The sequence below is a fragment of the Luteibacter sp. HAY1-4A genome, from assembly GCF_056755355.1.
This window is the reverse complement of the sequence record NZ_JBNDHZ010000002.1, coordinates 32,048-47,557: the sequence shown is the minus strand read 5'-3', so window position 1 is coordinate 47,557 and position 15,510 is coordinate 32,048. Positions and strand designations below refer to the sequence as shown.

Genomic DNA, 15,510 nt, shown 5'->3' with positions numbered 1-15,510 from the left:
CGGCCGTCGCGTGACCCTTCCGTGGACCTGAAACACCTGCAGAGCTTCATCCGCATCGTCGAGTTCGGCAGCCTCACACGGGCCGCCGCCACGCTCGACGTGTCGCAGTCGCTGCTGAGCCGCCAGGTTCGCCAGCTGGAGATGGAGCTGGGCACCCATCTGCTCGAGCGGAACGGTCGCGGCGTCGTCGCCACCGAGGCGGGGCGCGAACTCGTCGAGCACGGGCGCGGCATCCTGCGCCAGGTGGAAGTGGCGCGCATGCAGCTCGGCCAGGCGCGGGGCGTGTTCGCGGGAAAACTTGCGATCGGCCTCCCGCCCAGCGTCGGCGGGCTGCTCACGGTGGATCTCGTCATGCGCTTTCGCGAACGCTATCCCGCCGCGCAGATCAGTGTGGTGGAAGCCCTGAGCGCCAGCCTGCTCGAATGGTTGCAACTCGGCCGCCTGGATTGCGCCTTGCTCTACAACCCCGCGGTGAACGCCAACATGCGTTTCCGCCATGTGCATTCCGAAGAGCTCTACCTCATCGGCAGCGTGAAGGACGGCCGCGAACTGCCGGAAAGCGTGCCGCTGGCGACACTCGGGCAATACCCGCTCATCATTCCGTCGCCGTTGCATTCCGTACGCCAGCTCATCGAGGCCGACGCCGCCCGTTACGGGGTGCCGCTGGACATCCGTCTCGAGATCGACTCGGTTCGTTCACTGCTGGATCTGGTGGAGAGGGGTGTGGGCTATGGCGTGCTCTCGCGCAACGCGGTGCTCGCCCGCCGCGGCCCGCACCAGCTGCGCGCAGTACCGATCGTGATGCCGAGCATCGTCACGCGCCTGGTGGTGGCCACGCCTACGCAGCGCCCGATGAGCCCCATCACGGAGAAGGCGTTGGCCTTGGTGGACGAGTTGATCGCGGAAGGGAAGCTCGATCCTCAGGGATGATTCCGTGCCACAGGCGCAGGTGCTGCATTGCATCAAACGCAAGACGCCGGTCGGGATATGACAATTGTGCAAAGCAGATAGGCTGCCGATCACGTTGTACCCCCTCGCCGGCGGGAAGACCATCGCTCATCAGCTCTTCCGGTCGAAAGCGATGGCATACGAGATTCCCTGCTGGTACATGCGAGGCGGCACCTCGAAAGGACCTTTCTTTCTTGCCCGTGACCTGCCTGCGGACGGCGCCACCCGCGACGCGGTGATCCTGGCGGCCATGGGTTCGCCGGACGCCAGGCAGATCGACGGCCTCGGCGGCGCGAAGACGCTGACCAGCAAGGTGGGCATCCTGTCTGTTCCGACGGACGGCGTCGCCGATCTCGACTTCCTGTTCGGCCAGGTCGGCATCGCCGATGCGACGGTGGACACCACGCCCAACTGCGGGAACATGCTCGCCGCCGCGCTGCCCGCCGCCATCGAGTCAGGACTCCTCCAGGGCGACCATGGCACCACGACCCGCCGCGTACGCACGGTGAATACCGGCGTGGTGGCGGAAATCACCATCGAAACGCCCTCGGGCCAACCGGTCTACGACGGTGACGCGCACATCGACGGCGTGCCGCGTCCCGCTTCGCCCGTCAGCTGCGGCTTCCTCGATACCGAAGGCTCGCTCACCGGCAGCCTCCTGCCCACCGGCAACGTGCGCGACACGATCGACGGCGTCGACATGACGCTCATCGACAACGGCATGCCGGTGATGATCATCGCCGCGGCATCGTTGGGCGTGCGAGGCGACGAGACGCCGGAGGAACTTGCCGCGAACGTCGCGCTCAAGGCGCGCATCGAGGCACTACGGCTCAAGGCGGCGCCGCTCATGAACCTGGGCGACGTCAGCCGCAAGCCCGTCCCGAAGATCACCCTCGTGTCCCCGCCACGCGCGGGCGGCGCCATCGGCACGCGCACGTTCATCCCGCACGACGTGCATACGTCCATCGGCGTGCTCGGCGCGGTCACGGTCGCGACAGCGGCCGTGCTCCCCGGTTCCGTGGCGTACGACGTCGCCAACCCCGGCGAAGGCGACGTACGCACGCTGTCGATCGAACATCCGACGGGAGAATTCAGCGTCGAGGTGGGCATGGAAGGCACGCGCGTGGTCCGCGCGGCGCTCCTGCGCACCGCGCGCCTCCTGATGCGCGGCACCGTTCCCGTCTCCCCCTCGATCTGGCGCGGCCCCGCTGCCTGATCCATCCCCACCTGGAGCCCACCATGTCCGAACCGAAGACCGCGCTGGTCGTCAGCGCCCATTCCGCCGATTTCGTCTGGCGCGCCGGCGGCGCCATCGCGCTGCATGCGGCGCAGGGCTGGCGCGTGCACATCGTCTGCCTGTCCTTCGGCGAACGCGGCGAGTCCGCGAAGCTGTGGCGGCAGCCCGGCATGACGATGGAGAAGGTGAAGACCGACCGCCGCGCGGAAGCGCAGGAGGCCGCCGACATCCTCGGCGCCACGGTGGAATTCCTCGACATCGGCGACTACCCGATGCGCGCCGACCTGGACGTGGTGTTCCACCTCGCCAAGGTGTATCGCGAACTGCGTCCGTCGTTCGTGCTGAGCCATTCCCTCAAGGACCCCTACAACTTCGACCACCCGCTCGCGACCCATGTCGCCCAGGAAGCGCGGGTCGTCGCCCAGGCGCACGGCCACGATCCCCAGGTGCCGGTGATCGGCGCGCCGCCGGTGTTCCTGTTCGAACCGCACCAGCCGGAACAATGCGAATGGAAGCCGGAGCTGTTCCTCGACATCACGTCGGTATGGGAGAAGAAGCGGGCCGCGTTCGAGACCATGCGGGCGCAGGAACACCTGTGGGAGTACTACACGCGTGTCGGACTCCAGCGCGGTGCGCAGGCCACGCGCAACTCCGACTTCAAGATCACCTACGCGGAAGCTTTCCAGCGTGTGTTCCCGCACGTGACGCAGGGAACGCTCGCATGATCGGCATCGTCGTCCGCAACCGGCCGGCCATCACGGCGGAGCAGGCGAGCACCCTCGCCGCGCTCGGTGTCGCCACGGTGCACGAGGCACAGGGGCGTACGGGACTCTTCCTGCCGGGCATCGCGCCGATCCAGCAGGACCGCGCGATCGCCGGCTCGGCGGTTACGGTGCTGGCCCAGCCTGGAGACAACTGGATGCTGCACGTCGCCGTGGAGCAGTGCCGTCCCGGCGACGTGCTGGTGGTCGCCTGCACCACTGAAAATACCGACGGCATGTTCGGCGACCTCCTCGCCACGTCCCTGATGGGACGCGGTGTGGCCGGCCTGGTCATCGACGCCGGCGTGCGCGACAGCGCGGAACTGCGCCGGATGGGCTTTCCCGTCTGGGCGCGCGCCGTGCACGCCCGCGGCACCGTGAAGGCCACCTTGGGCTCGGTCAACGTGCCGGTGGTGATCGGCGGCCAGGTGGTGAAGGCCGGCGACGCCATCGTGGCCGACGACGACGGCGTGGTGGTGGTGCCCCATGCGACCGTGGACGCCGCCATCGCCGCATCCCGCAAGCGCATGCTGAATGAAGAAGACAAGCGCAAGCGGCTTGCGGCAGGCGAGTTGGGCCTCGATATCTACGATATGCGCCCGAAGCTCGCCGCCGCCGGTCTCCGTTACGTCGACGACCTTCCGAACGAGTGATCCGATGAAGTCCTGCCTCCCCCCCGATCCCCATCCCACCAAGCCGCTGCAGGCACTGCCCCCGCTCGCCTGCGATGCGCATTGTCACGTTTTCGGTCCGGCCGACCGTTTCCCTTATGCGCCGGACCGCAGCTATACGCCGCCGGATGCCCCTTACGAGCACCTCGTTTCGCTGCACGACTTCCTTGGCCTCGACCGCGGCGTGATCGTGCAGGCAAGCTGCCACGGCACCGATAACACGGCCATGCTCGACGCCATCGAGCGCGGCAACGGCCGCTACCGCGGCGTGGCCATCGTCGACGACGGCATCGACGACACGGGCCTCGAAGCGCTGGACCGCGGTGGTGTACGCGGCGTGCGTTTCAACTTCGTGCAGCACCTGGGCGGCCGTCCGGACATGAAAGTGTTCTGGCGCGTGCTCGACAAGGTGGCCGACATGGGCTGGCACGTGGTACTGCACCTCGACGCCAACGACATCGTGGAACTGAACGACGACGTGCTCGCGAAGATCCGCGTACCTTTCGTCATCGACCACATGGGCCGGGTGCAGGCTGCGAAGGGGCTGGACCAGGAACCGTTCCGCCTTCTCCTGGCACTCATGCGGGACAACCCGCTGGCCTGGGTGAAGGTCTGCGGTGCCGAGCGCGTCTCTGTGGGCAAACGGCCTTTCGACGACGCCATTCCGTTCGCCGCCGCGCTCATCGACGCCGCCCCCGACCGCGTGCTGTGGGGCACGGATTTCCCGCATCCGAACATTTCGAAGGACATGCCGAACGACGGTGGCCTGGTCGACCTCATGTTCCGCTTCTGTCCGGACGAGGCGCTGCGCAAGCGGCTGCTCGTCGACAACCCGGCGCGCCTGTACGACTTCGCCTGATCGATCCACGCCACGAGAATCCCATGTCCGATACCGCCGCCACCGTTCCCGCATCGCAGAAGCCGCGCAAGCCGTTCTATCGGCAGCTGTACGTCCAGGTGCTGGTGGCCGTGGTGCTTGGCGTGATCCTGGGTTACCTGTCGCCGAAGTACGCGGTGGCGATGAAGCCGTTGGGCGACGGATTCATCGCGCTCATCAAGATGGTGATCGGGCCGATCATCTTCTGCACGGTGGTGACCGGTATCGCGGGCATGCGCGACATGCGCAAGGTCGGGCGGGTGGGCGGCAAGGCGCTGCTGTACTTCGAGGCGATATCCACCTTCGCCCTGTTCTTCGGGCTGGTCGCCGGGCACGTGTTCCATCCCGGTACCGGATTCAACGTGGACCCGGGTACGTTGAAGGCGGGCGAGGTGGGCAACCTGGTGGCACAGGGCCACAACATCGAATCGATCGGTTTCCTGCTTTCGATCATTCCCTCGACGTTCGTCAGCGCCTTCGCGAAGGGCGACGTGCTTTCGATCCTGTTGATCTCGGTGCTGTTCGGCTGCGCACTGGCTTCGGTAGGCGAGCGGGGCAAGCCGGTATACGACGTGATCGACGCGGGCGCGCAGGTCTTCTTCAAGATCGTGCACTACATCACGGCGGTATCGTCCATCGGTGCCTTCGGCGCGATGGCGTTCACCATCGGCAAGTACGGTGTGGTATCGCTGGTGCCGCTGATGGAACTGATCGGCAGCTTCTACCTCGTGTGCGTGATCTTCGTGGTGTTGGTGCTCGGCGCGGTGGCGCGTCTCGCGGGCTTCAGCATCCTGCGCTTCTGCGCCTACATCAAGGACGAGTTGCTGATCGTGCTGGGCACGAGTTCGTCGGAGGTGGTGCTGGCGCCGCTGATGCGGAAAATGGAGGCGCTGGGCTGCCCGAAGGAGACGGTGGGCCTGGTGGTACCGACGGGCTATTCGTTCAACCTGGACGGCACGAACATCTACCTGACGATGGCGATCCTCTTCATCGCGCAGGCGCTGAACATTCCGCTCACGCTGGAACAGCAGATCACGGTGGCGATCGTGGGCATGCTGACGTCGAAGGGTGCGAGCGGCGTCGCCGGCGCGGCGCTGGTGATGCTCGCCTCGACGCTCAGCGTCGTGCCCGTGGTCCCGGTCGCGGGCATGGTGCTGATCCTGGGCATCCACCGCTTCCTGGGCACCGGCCTCGCGATGACGAACCTCGTCGGCAACGGTGTCGCGGCCATCGTGGTGTCGGCTTGGGAGCATGAACTGGACCGTCCGAAGATGGCAGCGGTGCTGAAAGCCGCCTGATCGGGGTTCAAGCCGCCAGCGAAACGCCCGCTTCCAATGCGTCGAAATACTCGCGCGTGAGCCGCAACTGCGTCGCCGCATCTTCAGCCTTGTTCACCACATGGCGGAAAGCGGCGTTCTCGGGACGGTCCTTCGCGTACCAGCCCAGGTGTTTGCGTGCGATGCGCACACCCATCTGCTCGCCGTAGAAGGCGTAGAGATGCTCGAGGTGGCCGGTGAGGATGTCGCGTACTTCGCCTGGCGTGGGCTCAGGAAGGAAGCCGCCGGTGTCGAGGTGATGGGCGATCTCGCGGAAGATCCACGGCCGGCCCTGGGCGCCTCGGCCGATCATCACCGCATCGGCGCCGGTGATGCGCAGCACCTCGCGCGCCTTTGCCGGATCGACGATGTCGCCGTTCGCGAGCACGGGAATGGAAACACTGGCCTTCACCGCCGCGATGGTGGCGTACTCGGCTTCGCCTTCGTACTTGTCGGCGCGCGTGCGCCCATGCACCGAAAGCGCGGCGATGCCGGCGTCCTCGGCGATGCGCGCGATGGTGAGGGCGTTGCGGTGCTCGCGGTCCCAGCCGGTGCGGATCTTGAGCGTGACCGGAATATCCACCGCCTTCACCACGGCGTGGAGGATGCGCGCCACCAGGGGCTCGTCCTGGAGCAGGGCGGAACCGGACCACACGTTGCACACCTTCTTGGCGGGGCAGCCCATGTTGATGTCGACGATCTGCGCGCCGTTGTCGGCGTTGTAGCGGGCGGCCTCGGCGAGCATGCCGGGATCGTAGCCGGCGATCTGCACGCTGACAGGCTCGGGCTCGCCTTCGTGGTCCATGCGCCGCAACGACTTGCGCGTGTTCCAAAGGCGTGGATCGGCGGTGGTCATCTCGGACACGGCAAGCCCGGCCCCCATGCGCTTGCACAGGAGACGGAACGGCTTGTCGGTGACGCCGGCCATGGGCGCGAGCACCACGGCGGGCGCGATGGTGTAGGGGCCGATGCGCATGCCCTTGATTTTACGGCTTTCCGCGCTCCGCGCCCAGCGCGGCCACCGCCGCGGCGGCGTCCACTTCGAGCACCCCGTGGCTGAGGGTGCTGGTGCGCAGCAGGATGTCGCGCGCCGTGGCCGCGTCGAGGCGTGGCGAGATGGAGACGAGGAGGGCGAGGATGCCGCTGACGTGCGCCGCGGCCATGGAGGAGCCGGAGGAGAAATCGTAGCCACCACCGGGTTGGGTGGTGAGGATGTCCTTGCCTGGGGCGCTCAGGACACCGGGTGCGGCGGGTGTAGTGTCGCTCGAGCGCACCACGAGCACACCGGGCGCGTTGTCGGGAAAGCCGCCGGTGCCGCCGCCGGGCGGCATGGCGGCCACGACGATCCGCCCACGCTCGAGCAGCTGTGCGAGTAGCCTGCCAAGCAGGGGATCGGCGGGGCCACCGAGGCTGAGATTGACGATGCGGGCATCGGTGTCGTTCACGGCGGCGAGTGCTTTCGCAAGCGTGAACGAGTTGCACCGCGCGCCTTTGTCGGCTTGGGGGTACCAGCAGGCCTTGTACACGCTGATGCGCGCCTTCGGCGCCATGCCGACCATGCCCTGGTGGTTGTCGCCTTCGGCCGCGATGATGCCGGCCACTTCGGTACCGTGACGGTCGCCGTCGTAGTTGGCTGCGTCGCCGTCCACGGCGTCGCCGGCATCGCGCACATGATCGTGCAGGTCGGGGTGGCTCATGTCCGCGCCGGTATCGACGACGGCCACGTGCACTCCGCCGCCCTGGGTCACCGTATGGGCCACGGCCGCATGCGTTTCGACGAAGCCGCGCTGGAGGTCGGTGTACGGATCGTTGTAGCGGCGGCCAGCCGGCGGCGGTGAGGGCTGCGCGTTGTCGGCCTCGCCGAAAACGGTGTACTCCTGCAGCGGCTGCGCCAGTTGCACACGCTCGTCGGCGGCGAGCCTTGCGATCAGGGCGTCGCGGTCCACGCCCGGCGGAGGATGCATCACCACGCAGTACAGGCCGAGCGCCTTGATGGGCCAGCCGGTGATCGTGCGCACGCCATAGGCTTTTTCGATGTCCGCAAGGGCGGACGCCGCGCGCTGGCCCGCGCTGTAGTTCGCGGCGGGCGTGTAGCCGAGGAGGTTGGAGCCCGCGTGGGTCGCCGCGGGCTCGAGCGGGTTGGCCACCGCCAGGACGATGTCGCGGCCGCTGTCCATCGCGGCGACATCGCCGACGGGTCCGGCTGTGTCCGTGGACTTGCCGGTCAGCGCACGCGTCGGCGCGCAGCCCGCGAGCGCGGGCATGAGGAGGCACGCCGCGAGAGTGACCAGCAGACGCTTCATGGTGCTCCGGCGACGGGCTCCGCGAAGCGGATGCCCTGCGTGGCGCGCAGGCGCTTCAATGCTTCGTCCGATGCGGCCTTGCCGTCTTCCGGCACCAGCGTGTATGCCCCGACGTCGTTCGGTCCACCGGTCACGCGCAGGTGCAGGTCCTGCAGCACCTTGTTCCACTCGGCGACTTTCATCGTGGACTGCGGCACCACGCGCAACGAGCCGGCGGCCGCGGGGGTTTCGTCCTGGCTCAGCGTGCGGTAGGCCGGCGCGGATGGTGTCTCGCCGCGGAGCTTCACACCCAGCACGCCGATGCCGATGGCCTGCACCAGCACGGCGGCGACCAAGGCGCGGACGAGCCAGCCCGACGATGCCAGGCGGCGTGCCACCGGTGGCCGTGCCTCGTCTTCGTCGATGCGGGCCATCAGCCGGGCAAGGCCCGCCTCGGCGTCGAGGGGAAGGTCGGACGGCAGCGACAGTGCCTCGCGCAGGCGTTCCTGCTGCGCGAATTCCTCGCGACAGGCATCGCAGCCGGCGAGATGGGTCTGCAACCACTCGTCCTGGGCGGCGGTAGCGTCGCCGCGGATTACCCAGGGCATCGCTTCCCAGGCTCGTGTGCAATCCCTGCCGGCATCCTTTTGGAGGGTCATGGCGCGTTCTCTCTGTGTATATTCCGCTCCCCGGCGAGGCCGGGAAGCACGTTGCGCAGTTTCACGCGTGCGTGGAAGAGGCGGGCCTTCACGGTGCCCACCGGGCACCCCATGATGGTCGCCACGTCGTCGAGCGTGTGGCCGACGCCGTAGACCAACTCGACCACCACGCGCTGGTCGGCGGACAGTCTTTCGAGGCCTTTGCCCAGCCAGTCGCGCATCACGCGGTCTTCGTCCGGGTCGTGCGACGGCGTGCGGTCCTCGGGCAAGCTGTCCTCGTCGACCGGCTCGCTGCCGTGCTGGCGCAGTGCCTTGAGGCCGCAGCGGTACGCGATGCCCATGATCCAGGTGGATACGCGGGAATCGCCCTGGAACGTGCCGGCCTTCTGCCAAGCCACCAGGAAGCAGTCGTTGATGGCTTCCTCGACGATGTCGGCGCGGCGGGTGATGCGTGACAGGAAGCGGCAGAGCCGGCCGTGATACGCGCGGTACATCACCGAGAGCGCGGCTCGGTCGCCGTCGGCCATGCGCCGCAGCAGTTGGCGGTCGGTGGCGTCGGCCTCGTTGTCGGCTTCGCTCATGGGCGTGGCTCGTGGGTTCGCATGACTCTTGGTGCCGGGCGGAGCGCGAAAGGTTGCCTTCGCCGCCTTTCAGAAAGCCCACGCCACCGTCGCAATCCACGGTGAGACTTTCGGCTGGTAGCCCGGGCGGTCGCGATCGCTCGTGACGTGGGCGGCCTCGACCCGCCAGGGACCGTGGTCCCAGGCGACGCCGGCGTGCCCGTAATAGTAGTGGTTCCGGCGTTCGTAGCCGTTGCCGCGGGGCGGGACCAGTTCCTGCGCGACGCCGGCGCTCGCCGTCAGGGAGAACCCGTGGGCCAGGGGCCAGCGAACGCCCACGTCGGCGGCCCCGCGCGGGCGCTGTCCGCCGTAGCGGTCGAGGTGCGAGGCGGACAGGCCGAAGGTGAGGACGTCGCGGTAGATCCAGCTCACGCCCAGCTCCACGCGGTCGTAGGTTCGTCCACGGCCGTGGCTCGGATAGCGGTAGTCGAGCAAGCCGGCCTGCATCTGCCAGTCGGGCGCGAGCGACCAGGAATGGGCGACCTGGGCGACGAAGCCGGCGAACCCGCGCGGCGTTCGTGCCTGCGCACTGGCGGAAACCCCGGCGGACCAGCCCGAGGGAGACGTCCAGTTGAGCGCCCCCTGCAGCACGGGGCCCGGCCGGGTGATGGCCAGGCCGCGGTCCACCAGTTGCGACGAGATCGCCACGGTGCCGCTGAAGGGTGAGTCCTGGGCGTGCGCCGCATGGACGCCGAGGGCCAGCCACACGACAGCGGCACCCGCGCGCATGTGCCGGCTCGCGCGGGTGCGGGAAATCTTTCGGCGTGGCGGTGCGTGCGTGAACGCGGGACCGTACTCCATCTGCGGCTTCCAGCCCTCGGGCGCGGCATGCGCCGCGCTCACTCTAGTGCAGGGTTTCGAGATAGGAAATCAGATTGTCGAGATCCTTGGCATCGTCGAGGCCGTCGTACTTCATTTTCGTGCCCGGGTTGGCTTTTTTCGCGGGCTGCGACAAGTACGTATGCAGCTGGTCCGTCGTCCACGTCCAGGGACTCTGTTTCAGCGCGTCAGAATAGTCATAGCCAGCCACGCTTCCGGCTTTCCTGCCCACGATACCGAACAGGCTGGGGCCTTTCTTGTTGCGGCCCTCCGCCACGGCGTGGCATTCGGCGCATTCGGACTTGAACACGTCCTTGCCGGCAGCGGCGTCGCCGGCCCGGGCCGGTGGCGATGCCGATGCCCAAAGGGCGGCCAGTGCGAACAGTGCGAGATGGACTTTGTTTCCACGGTTGGACATCGACACGCAGGCAACTCCCGTCATGGTCAAAAGGCGATGCTGGCGGACAGGGAGAACGCGTTCAGGTCGCGCGCATCGGTGCGTTGCGTACCCGGCGGCGCGAAGAAGATGTCGTCTTCCCTGCCGGCGAAGCGGGTGAAGCGGAACCAGGTGGCCGCGAGCTTCAGGTTGGCGATCGAGGTATACGATTCGTCTTTCCCGAACGGTGCCCAGTACACGCTGATGAGGTTGGTGGTGGTGTCCGGATCGCCCGATGGTCCGAAGCGCGCCAGGTCGCGCGAGCCGGTGCTCTTGAAGTGGGAGACGGTGACGCCATAGGTCTGCTTGAACGTATAGGTGACGGACATCGTCTGGTCGTGCACGATGCCTTTGTCCCGCGCGAGCACGCCGCCGATCACGGGCGTGCTGCCGTAGTCGCGCTTCTCCAGGATGTTCACGTAGGCCAGCTGCACGATGTGTTCGCGGTTGCCCAGGTACTGGTAGGTGAGGTCGTAGCCGAGGTCCACGATGTCGTCGCTGGGGCCGGAGCGCGGCAGCTGGCGCTTCGTGGTCAGGCCGACCACGCCCGCGGAGAAGAACTGCTTCTTCATGTCCTTCATGTACGCGAAGCGCCCGTAGGCGGTGTCGCGCAGCCGGCCCGGATCGCCGCCGATGTTGTATCCCAGGTGGTCCTGCTGCGACGTGGGCAGCGAGCGGTAGGTGCCCGCCTCGCCGTACCAGTTGTCGTCATACAAGGCATACGCGGTGGCACCGATAACGCGGTTGGACAGCGAGTTGGGGCTGGATGGGTTGAGCAGCGAACCCGTGATGCCCGCGGGTCCGAGGAAGCTGGCGGACGGCAGGGCGGCGATCGGATCGTTGAAGCCCGGACTGTTGTTCACACTGATGCCGAACAAGGTGTCCTTGCCGCCGATCTTCAGTTCCTTGGCCACGAAGCGCAGGTCCACGCTGCTGAGCTTCGTGTTGTACGTGTTGTGGCCCGTATGGTCCGCCTCGACCTTGACGAAGCCGCCGAACTGGTCGGTGAGCCGGCCGGCGATGTACAGGTCGCCTTCGGTCAGCGAGGTGCTGCTGTCTCCGCGTGCCGGGTTGGTGTGCGTTTCAGTGAGCTGCAAGGCCAGCGGAATCTTGGTGCCCTTGCCGTCGGTGTCGGTGTAGCCGCCCAGCTTGAAGCGCATGCCGTAGGGCGTGAGCGCGGGGCCGTACGCGCCGGCATGGCAATCGGCACAGGCCGCGCCGGTCTGCCGCGCATAGGCGGGGATGGCCTGGGCGCTGCCGGCGGCGAAAAACAGCAGCACGGCCAGCAGGCCGCCGATGAGGGAAATGTCGGTCCTTCGCTTTGCGCGTCGGTTCGATAGCGGCAGCATGGTCGGTTCCTTCTTACTGTCGATGGGTCGCAACGTGCGGCGGCCGCCCATCAGTGGCGGCGCCCCGGTAACATCATTCGCAAGGTGTGGTCGCGCACCACGAAGTGGTGCCAGAGCGCCGCGGCAAGGTGCAGGGTCACGAGCACCAGCAGTGCCCAGGCAGCGTCCACGTGCCAGGCCTGCAACCTGTCCGCGAGGTCCTCGTCCTCGCCGACCAGGGCCGGAAGGGTGAGGCCGAAAAAGTGCACGTCCTGCCCGGCGGCGCCGGACATCGCCCACCCGAGCAGCGGAAGCGCGAGCAGCAGGCCATACAGGGCGACATGCGTCAGGCCCGCGCAGATGCGCACGATGCGCGCATGCTCGCCGCCCGGCTGCAGTTTTCCATAGCGGATGCGCAGCCCCACGCGGACGACGAAGAGCAGAAGCACCAGCAATCCCGCATGGCGGTGCCCTTCGAGCAGCCAGGCGCGTATGGCGCGTCCGTCCAGTTCGTCGCGCAGCAGGATGAGCGTTGCCGCGACGACCACGCAAAGCACGGTGAGCCAGTGCAGCGCCACCAGCTTGCGCGGGCGCGTCGGTACCGGTTCGTTTCTCTCCATGCCGGGGACCCCTCGGGTGTCGTGTCCGGTTGAGTGCCGCCGGGCGGCGGGAAGGTTGCACCCGCGTACCCCGCAACCTTTTCCAGGAGCGCGCGGCACTCAAACCTCGAGCCCGCCGTCAGCACAGCAGGTCGCACGCACATGGATATCCAATCGATCCCCCTGCAGACGCACGGCGACAGCCGCGGCATGCTCGTCGCCCTCGAGCACGAGCGAAACGTGCCGTTTCCTATCCGGCGGGTCTATTACCTTTTCGCGACAAGCACCGACGTGCACCGCGGCATGCATGCGCACCGGCACCTCAACCAGCTGGCGGTCGCGGTGCGCGGCAGCGTCACGTTCCTGCTCGACGACGGCACCGGCCCCACCACGGTCACGCTTGACGATCCCACCCGGGGCCTGCTCCTCGGCAGCATGGTGTGGCGCGACCTCTACGACTTCAGCACCGACTGCGTGCTGATGGTGCTGGCCGACCAGCTGTACGACCCGGCCGATTACATCACCGACTACGACGAGTTCATCCGCGAGGTACGGGGCGAAGCGAGGCTGGAGGGCACCGCGTGGTGACCCTGGCGTTGCCGGACGTACCTTTCCTCGACCTCCGCGAGGCCAATGCCGCGCATGCGGACGAACTGAAGGCGGCCGCGGCCCGGGTCATCGACTCCGGCAGGTATGTCCTCGGCGAGGAGCTGAGCGCGTTCGAAAGCGAATTCGCGGCCTGGTGCGGTGTTCGCCACGCCGTGGGGGTCGGCAATGGACTGGATGCGCTGTCGCTGATCCTGCGCGCGTACATCGACATGGGTGCGCTGGCGGAGGGCGACGAGGTGATCGTGCCGGCCAACACCTTCATCGCGAGCTTCCTTGCCGTGAGCGGCAACCGCCTCGTGCCCGTGCCGATAGAACCGGACGAAGCCTCGTTCAACCTCGACCCCGCACGGGTCGAGGCCGCGATCGGTCCACGAACGCGCGCGATCATGGCGGTGCACCTCTACGGCCGGCTGGCCGACATGCGTGCATTGGCGACGATCGCCCGGCGCCACGGCTTGCTTCTGATCGAGGACGCCGCTCAGGCGCACGGCGCGGCCGCTTTTGGACGCAAGGCCGGAAGCTTCGGCGACGCGGCGGGCTTCAGTTTCTATCCCGGCAAGAACCTGGGCGCCCTCGGCGACGGCGGCGCCGTGGTGACCGACGACGACCGTCTTGCCGCCGCTGTTCGCGCGTTGCGCAACTACGGTTCGGTGGAGAAATACCGGCACGAGCGCCAGGGAGTGAACTCCCGCCTCGACGAATGGCAGGCAGCGGCGCTGCGCGTGAAGCTGCGCTACCTCGATGCCGAGAACATGGCCCGGCAACGGATCGCCGCCGTCTATCGGCAGTCGATCGACCATCCCGCCATCCGCGTACCGGACGAGGGAAGCCCCGGTGGCCACGTGTGGCACCTCTTCGTGGTGCGTAGCCGGCACCGCGACGCGCTGCGCGAACACCTTGCCTCCGCGGGCGTGCAGACGTTGGTGCATTATCCGATTCCCCCGCACCGCCAGCCTGCCTGTCCGCAGTTGCGCCACCTGTCGTTGCCGCTCACCGAGCGCCTCCACGACGAGGTGCTGAGCCTGCCGATGGGTCCCACCCTGCGCGCGGACCAGGTCGCGCGCGTCGTGGAAGCCTGCCTTTCGTTCCCCGCGTCATGAACATCGTCCGCTCGGGTTTCTATTCGGCGGCCGGAACGGCCGCACGCCTCCTTGCCGCACTGCTCGTGGTGAAGCTCGTCGCCTCGTTCGCCGGCCCAGCCGGTGTGGGACGGCTGGGGCAGTTCATCAGCCTGATGTCGCTGCTTGCGGTATTCGCCGGTGGCGGCATCGGTTCCGCCGTGGTGAAGTACGTGGCGGAGTACCGCGACGACAGCGCACGCTTGGGCCGGCTGTTGTCCGCCGCGCTGTGGTATGCGCTGCTCGCCTCCTGCACGATGGGTCTCGCGACCTGGATCTTCAGCGTCAGGATCGCCGCATGGCTGCTGGGCGACGAGGGCTATGCCAGCCTGGTCCGCGTGCTCGCCATCGCGCAGCTGGGTGTCGCGGCGGTCAACTACATCCTCGCGGTCATCAACGGCTTCATGGACGTTCGCCGCCTGGCCCTCGTCCAGGTCGCCGGATCGGCACTGGCCATGCTCGCGGCGCTCGTGCTGTCGCGCTGGCTGCATCTCTACGGCGCGCTGCTTTCCCTCGTGCTGGGCCAGGTATTGTGGCTGGTGGTGGGCCTGCCGGCCTGGTGGCGCAGCCCATACTTCGAGCGCGGCATGCTGCGCATGCGCTTCGACCGCGAGATGACCGGCCGCCTGGCGGCCTTCTCCACGATGACGCTTACCTCCGCCCTCGTGCCGCCGCTGGTGAACATCGCCGTCCGCGACGACCTCGCCGCCCGGTTCGGATGGGAGCAGGTGGGCTACTGGCAGGCAGTGACCCGCGTATCGGACGCCTACCTCCTGTTCGTCGTCACGGCGATCAACATCCATTACCTGCCCAGGCTGGCGGCGGCGAAGGAACGTGCGCCGCTGGTCGCCGCGATGAACGAGGCATGGCGATTCCTGCTGCCGGCGGTGACGGTCGTCGCGCTCGTCATCTACCTTCTGCGCGACGTGGTCACCCGCGTGCTGTTCAGCGGGGACTTCACGGTAGCGAACGATCTCTACGCGCCGCAGCTGATCGGGGACGTGCTGAAGATCGCCTCGTTCGTACTCGCTTACCTGATGCTGGCCAAGGCGATGACGCGGCTCTTCATCGTCTCCGAAATCGTGTTCGCGGCCACGTATTTCCTCCTCGTGCACGCCCTGACGATCCGCTTCGGCCTCATCGGCGCGATGTATGCCTTCGCCGCGAACTACGCGATCTACCTGGTCTTCAACCTCGTGGTGGCGCGGCGCTACCTGGGAGCCCTGTGAC

Annotated in this window: 17 protein-coding genes; 9 read left to right on the top strand and 8 right to left on the bottom strand. The window is 67.6% G+C overall.

Annotated elements, in window-relative coordinates:
* Positions 1-21 precede the first annotated feature (21 nt).
* From ACPYOD_RS01110 to ACPYOD_RS01085, 6 genes are all read left to right on the top strand, one after another.
* Positions 22-930, top strand: a complete 909-nt coding sequence (locus ACPYOD_RS01110) for a LysR substrate-binding domain-containing protein (protein ID WP_481299879.1) — start codon at positions 22-24, stop codon at positions 928-930.
* Positions 931-1,081: 151 nt separating this feature from the next.
* The gene (locus tag ACPYOD_RS01105; RefSeq protein ID WP_481299878.1) at positions 1,082-2,164 is read left to right on the top strand and encodes a 4-oxalomesaconate tautomerase; all 1,083 of its coding nucleotides are present in this window, start codon (positions 1,082-1,084) and stop codon (positions 2,162-2,164) included.
* Between the two features lie 23 nt (positions 2,165-2,187).
* Positions 2,188-2,910 carry a PIG-L deacetylase family protein gene (locus ACPYOD_RS01100; protein ID WP_481299877.1) on the top strand — a complete coding sequence of 241 codons (723 nt, stop codon included), beginning with the start codon at positions 2,188-2,190 and terminating at the stop codon, positions 2,908-2,910.
* A complete protein-coding gene (locus ACPYOD_RS01095; RefSeq protein ID WP_481299876.1) occupies positions 2,907-3,599 on the top strand; it encodes a 4-carboxy-4-hydroxy-2-oxoadipate aldolase/oxaloacetate decarboxylase in 693 nt (230 codons plus the stop codon). The genes ACPYOD_RS01100 and ACPYOD_RS01095 overlap by 4 nt, the downstream gene beginning before the upstream one ends.
* A 4-nt stretch (positions 3,600-3,603) precedes the next feature.
* Positions 3,604-4,476 (top strand): amidohydrolase family protein, encoded by an 873-nt coding sequence (locus ACPYOD_RS01090; RefSeq protein WP_481299875.1) that lies wholly within the window; start codon positions 3,604-3,606, stop codon positions 4,474-4,476.
* 23 nt (positions 4,477-4,499) lie between these two features.
* Positions 4,500-5,792: a dicarboxylate/amino acid:cation symporter gene (locus ACPYOD_RS01085; RefSeq protein WP_481299874.1), complete on the top strand. Its 1,293-nt coding sequence runs from the start codon at positions 4,500-4,502 to the stop codon at positions 5,790-5,792.
* 7 nt (positions 5,793-5,799) lie between these two features.
* Here ACPYOD_RS01085 and dusB read toward each other — a convergent pair whose 3' ends face one another.
* The 8 genes from dusB to ACPYOD_RS01045 all read right to left on the bottom strand — a co-directional run bounded on the left by dusB (position 5,800) and on the right by ACPYOD_RS01045 (position 12,574).
* A complete protein-coding gene (gene dusB, locus ACPYOD_RS01080) occupies positions 5,800-6,786 on the bottom strand; it encodes a tRNA dihydrouridine synthase DusB (protein ID WP_481299873.1) in 987 nt (328 codons plus the stop codon).
* Positions 6,787-6,796: 10 nt separating this feature from the next.
* Positions 6,797-8,113: a S8 family peptidase gene (locus ACPYOD_RS01075; protein WP_481299872.1), complete on the bottom strand. Its 1,317-nt coding sequence runs from the start codon at positions 8,111-8,113 to the stop codon at positions 6,797-6,799.
* A complete protein-coding gene (locus ACPYOD_RS01070; protein WP_481299871.1) occupies positions 8,110-8,751 on the bottom strand; it encodes an anti-sigma factor family protein in 642 nt (213 codons plus the stop codon). Before ACPYOD_RS01070 ends, ACPYOD_RS01075 begins: the two co-directional genes overlap by 4 nt.
* Positions 8,748-9,332, bottom strand: coding sequence for an RNA polymerase sigma factor (locus ACPYOD_RS01065; RefSeq protein WP_481299870.1), 585 nt, complete (start codon positions 9,330-9,332; stop codon positions 8,748-8,750). Before ACPYOD_RS01065 ends, ACPYOD_RS01070 begins: the two co-directional genes overlap by 4 nt.
* 69 nt (positions 9,333-9,401) lie before the next feature.
* A complete protein-coding gene (locus tag ACPYOD_RS01060; protein WP_481299869.1) occupies positions 9,402-10,172 on the bottom strand; it encodes a TorF family putative porin in 771 nt (256 codons plus the stop codon).
* A gap of 43 nt (positions 10,173-10,215) precedes the next feature.
* Positions 10,216-10,608, bottom strand: coding sequence for a c-type cytochrome (locus tag ACPYOD_RS01055; protein WP_481299942.1), 393 nt, complete (start codon positions 10,606-10,608; stop codon positions 10,216-10,218).
* Between the two features lie 26 nt (positions 10,609-10,634).
* A complete protein-coding gene (locus ACPYOD_RS01050) occupies positions 10,635-11,975 on the bottom strand; it encodes a cytochrome C (RefSeq protein WP_481299868.1) in 1,341 nt (446 codons plus the stop codon).
* Between the two features lie 50 nt (positions 11,976-12,025).
* Positions 12,026-12,574: a cytochrome b gene (locus ACPYOD_RS01045; RefSeq protein ID WP_481299867.1), complete on the bottom strand. Its 549-nt coding sequence runs from the start codon at positions 12,572-12,574 to the stop codon at positions 12,026-12,028.
* Positions 12,575-12,715: 141 nt separating this feature from the next.
* Between ACPYOD_RS01045 and ACPYOD_RS01040 the strand changes: the two genes are divergently transcribed.
* The 3 genes from ACPYOD_RS01040 to ACPYOD_RS01030 are packed head-to-tail and all read left to right on the top strand — an operon-like array spanning position 12,716 to position 15,509.
* A complete protein-coding gene (locus tag ACPYOD_RS01040) occupies positions 12,716-13,141 on the top strand; it encodes a sugar 3,4-ketoisomerase (protein WP_481299866.1) in 426 nt (141 codons plus the stop codon).
* Positions 13,142-13,143: 2 nt separating this feature from the next.
* Positions 13,144-14,262, top strand: coding sequence for a DegT/DnrJ/EryC1/StrS family aminotransferase (locus ACPYOD_RS01035; protein WP_481299941.1), 1,119 nt, complete (start codon positions 13,144-13,146; stop codon positions 14,260-14,262).
* Positions 14,259-15,509: an O-antigen translocase gene (locus ACPYOD_RS01030; RefSeq protein WP_481299865.1), complete on the top strand. Its 1,251-nt coding sequence runs from the start codon at positions 14,259-14,261 to the stop codon at positions 15,507-15,509. The genes ACPYOD_RS01035 and ACPYOD_RS01030 overlap by 4 nt, the downstream gene beginning before the upstream one ends.
* Position 15,510: the final 1 nt, after the last annotated feature.

What these genes read in the sequence shown, in the direction of transcription:
- ACPYOD_RS01105 (WP_481299878.1), top strand. Translation starts at nt 1,082, where the DNA reads ATGGCATACGAGATTCCCTGCTGGTACATGCGAGGCGGCACCTCGAAA.
- ACPYOD_RS01100 (WP_481299877.1), top strand. Translation starts at nt 2,188, where the DNA reads ATGTCCGAACCGAAGACCGCGCTGGTCGTCAGCGCCCATTCCGCCGAT.
- ACPYOD_RS01095 (WP_481299876.1), top strand. Translation starts at nt 2,907, where the DNA reads ATGATCGGCATCGTCGTCCGCAACCGGCCGGCCATCACGGCGGAGCAG.
- ACPYOD_RS01090 (WP_481299875.1), top strand. Translation starts at nt 3,604, where the DNA reads ATGAAGTCCTGCCTCCCCCCCGATCCCCATCCCACCAAGCCGCTGCAG.
- ACPYOD_RS01085 (WP_481299874.1), top strand. Translation starts at nt 4,500, where the DNA reads ATGTCCGATACCGCCGCCACCGTTCCCGCATCGCAGAAGCCGCGCAAG.
- dusB (WP_481299873.1), bottom strand. Translation starts at nt 6,786, where the DNA reads ATGCGCATCGGCCCCTACACCATCGCGCCCGCCGTGGTGCTCGCGCCC.
- ACPYOD_RS01075 (WP_481299872.1), bottom strand. Translation starts at nt 8,113, where the DNA reads ATGAAGCGTCTGCTGGTCACTCTCGCGGCGTGCCTCCTCATGCCCGCG.
- ACPYOD_RS01070 (WP_481299871.1), bottom strand. Translation starts at nt 8,751, where the DNA reads ATGACCCTCCAAAAGGATGCCGGCAGGGATTGCACACGAGCCTGGGAA.
- ACPYOD_RS01065 (WP_481299870.1), bottom strand. Translation starts at nt 9,332, where the DNA reads ATGAGCGAAGCCGACAACGAGGCCGACGCCACCGACCGCCAACTGCTG.
- ACPYOD_RS01060 (WP_481299869.1), bottom strand. Translation starts at nt 10,172, where the DNA reads ATGGAGTACGGTCCCGCGTTCACGCACGCACCGCCACGCCGAAAGATT.
- ACPYOD_RS01055 (WP_481299942.1), bottom strand. Translation starts at nt 10,608, where the DNA reads ATGTCCAACCGTGGAAACAAAGTCCATCTCGCACTGTTCGCACTGGCC.
- ACPYOD_RS01050 (WP_481299868.1), bottom strand. Translation starts at nt 11,975, where the DNA reads ATGCTGCCGCTATCGAACCGACGCGCAAAGCGAAGGACCGACATTTCC.
- ACPYOD_RS01045 (WP_481299867.1), bottom strand. Translation starts at nt 12,574, where the DNA reads ATGGAGAGAAACGAACCGGTACCGACGCGCCCGCGCAAGCTGGTGGCG.
- ACPYOD_RS01040 (WP_481299866.1), top strand. Translation starts at nt 12,716, where the DNA reads ATGGATATCCAATCGATCCCCCTGCAGACGCACGGCGACAGCCGCGGC.
- ACPYOD_RS01030 (WP_481299865.1), top strand. Translation starts at nt 14,259, where the DNA reads ATGAACATCGTCCGCTCGGGTTTCTATTCGGCGGCCGGAACGGCCGCA.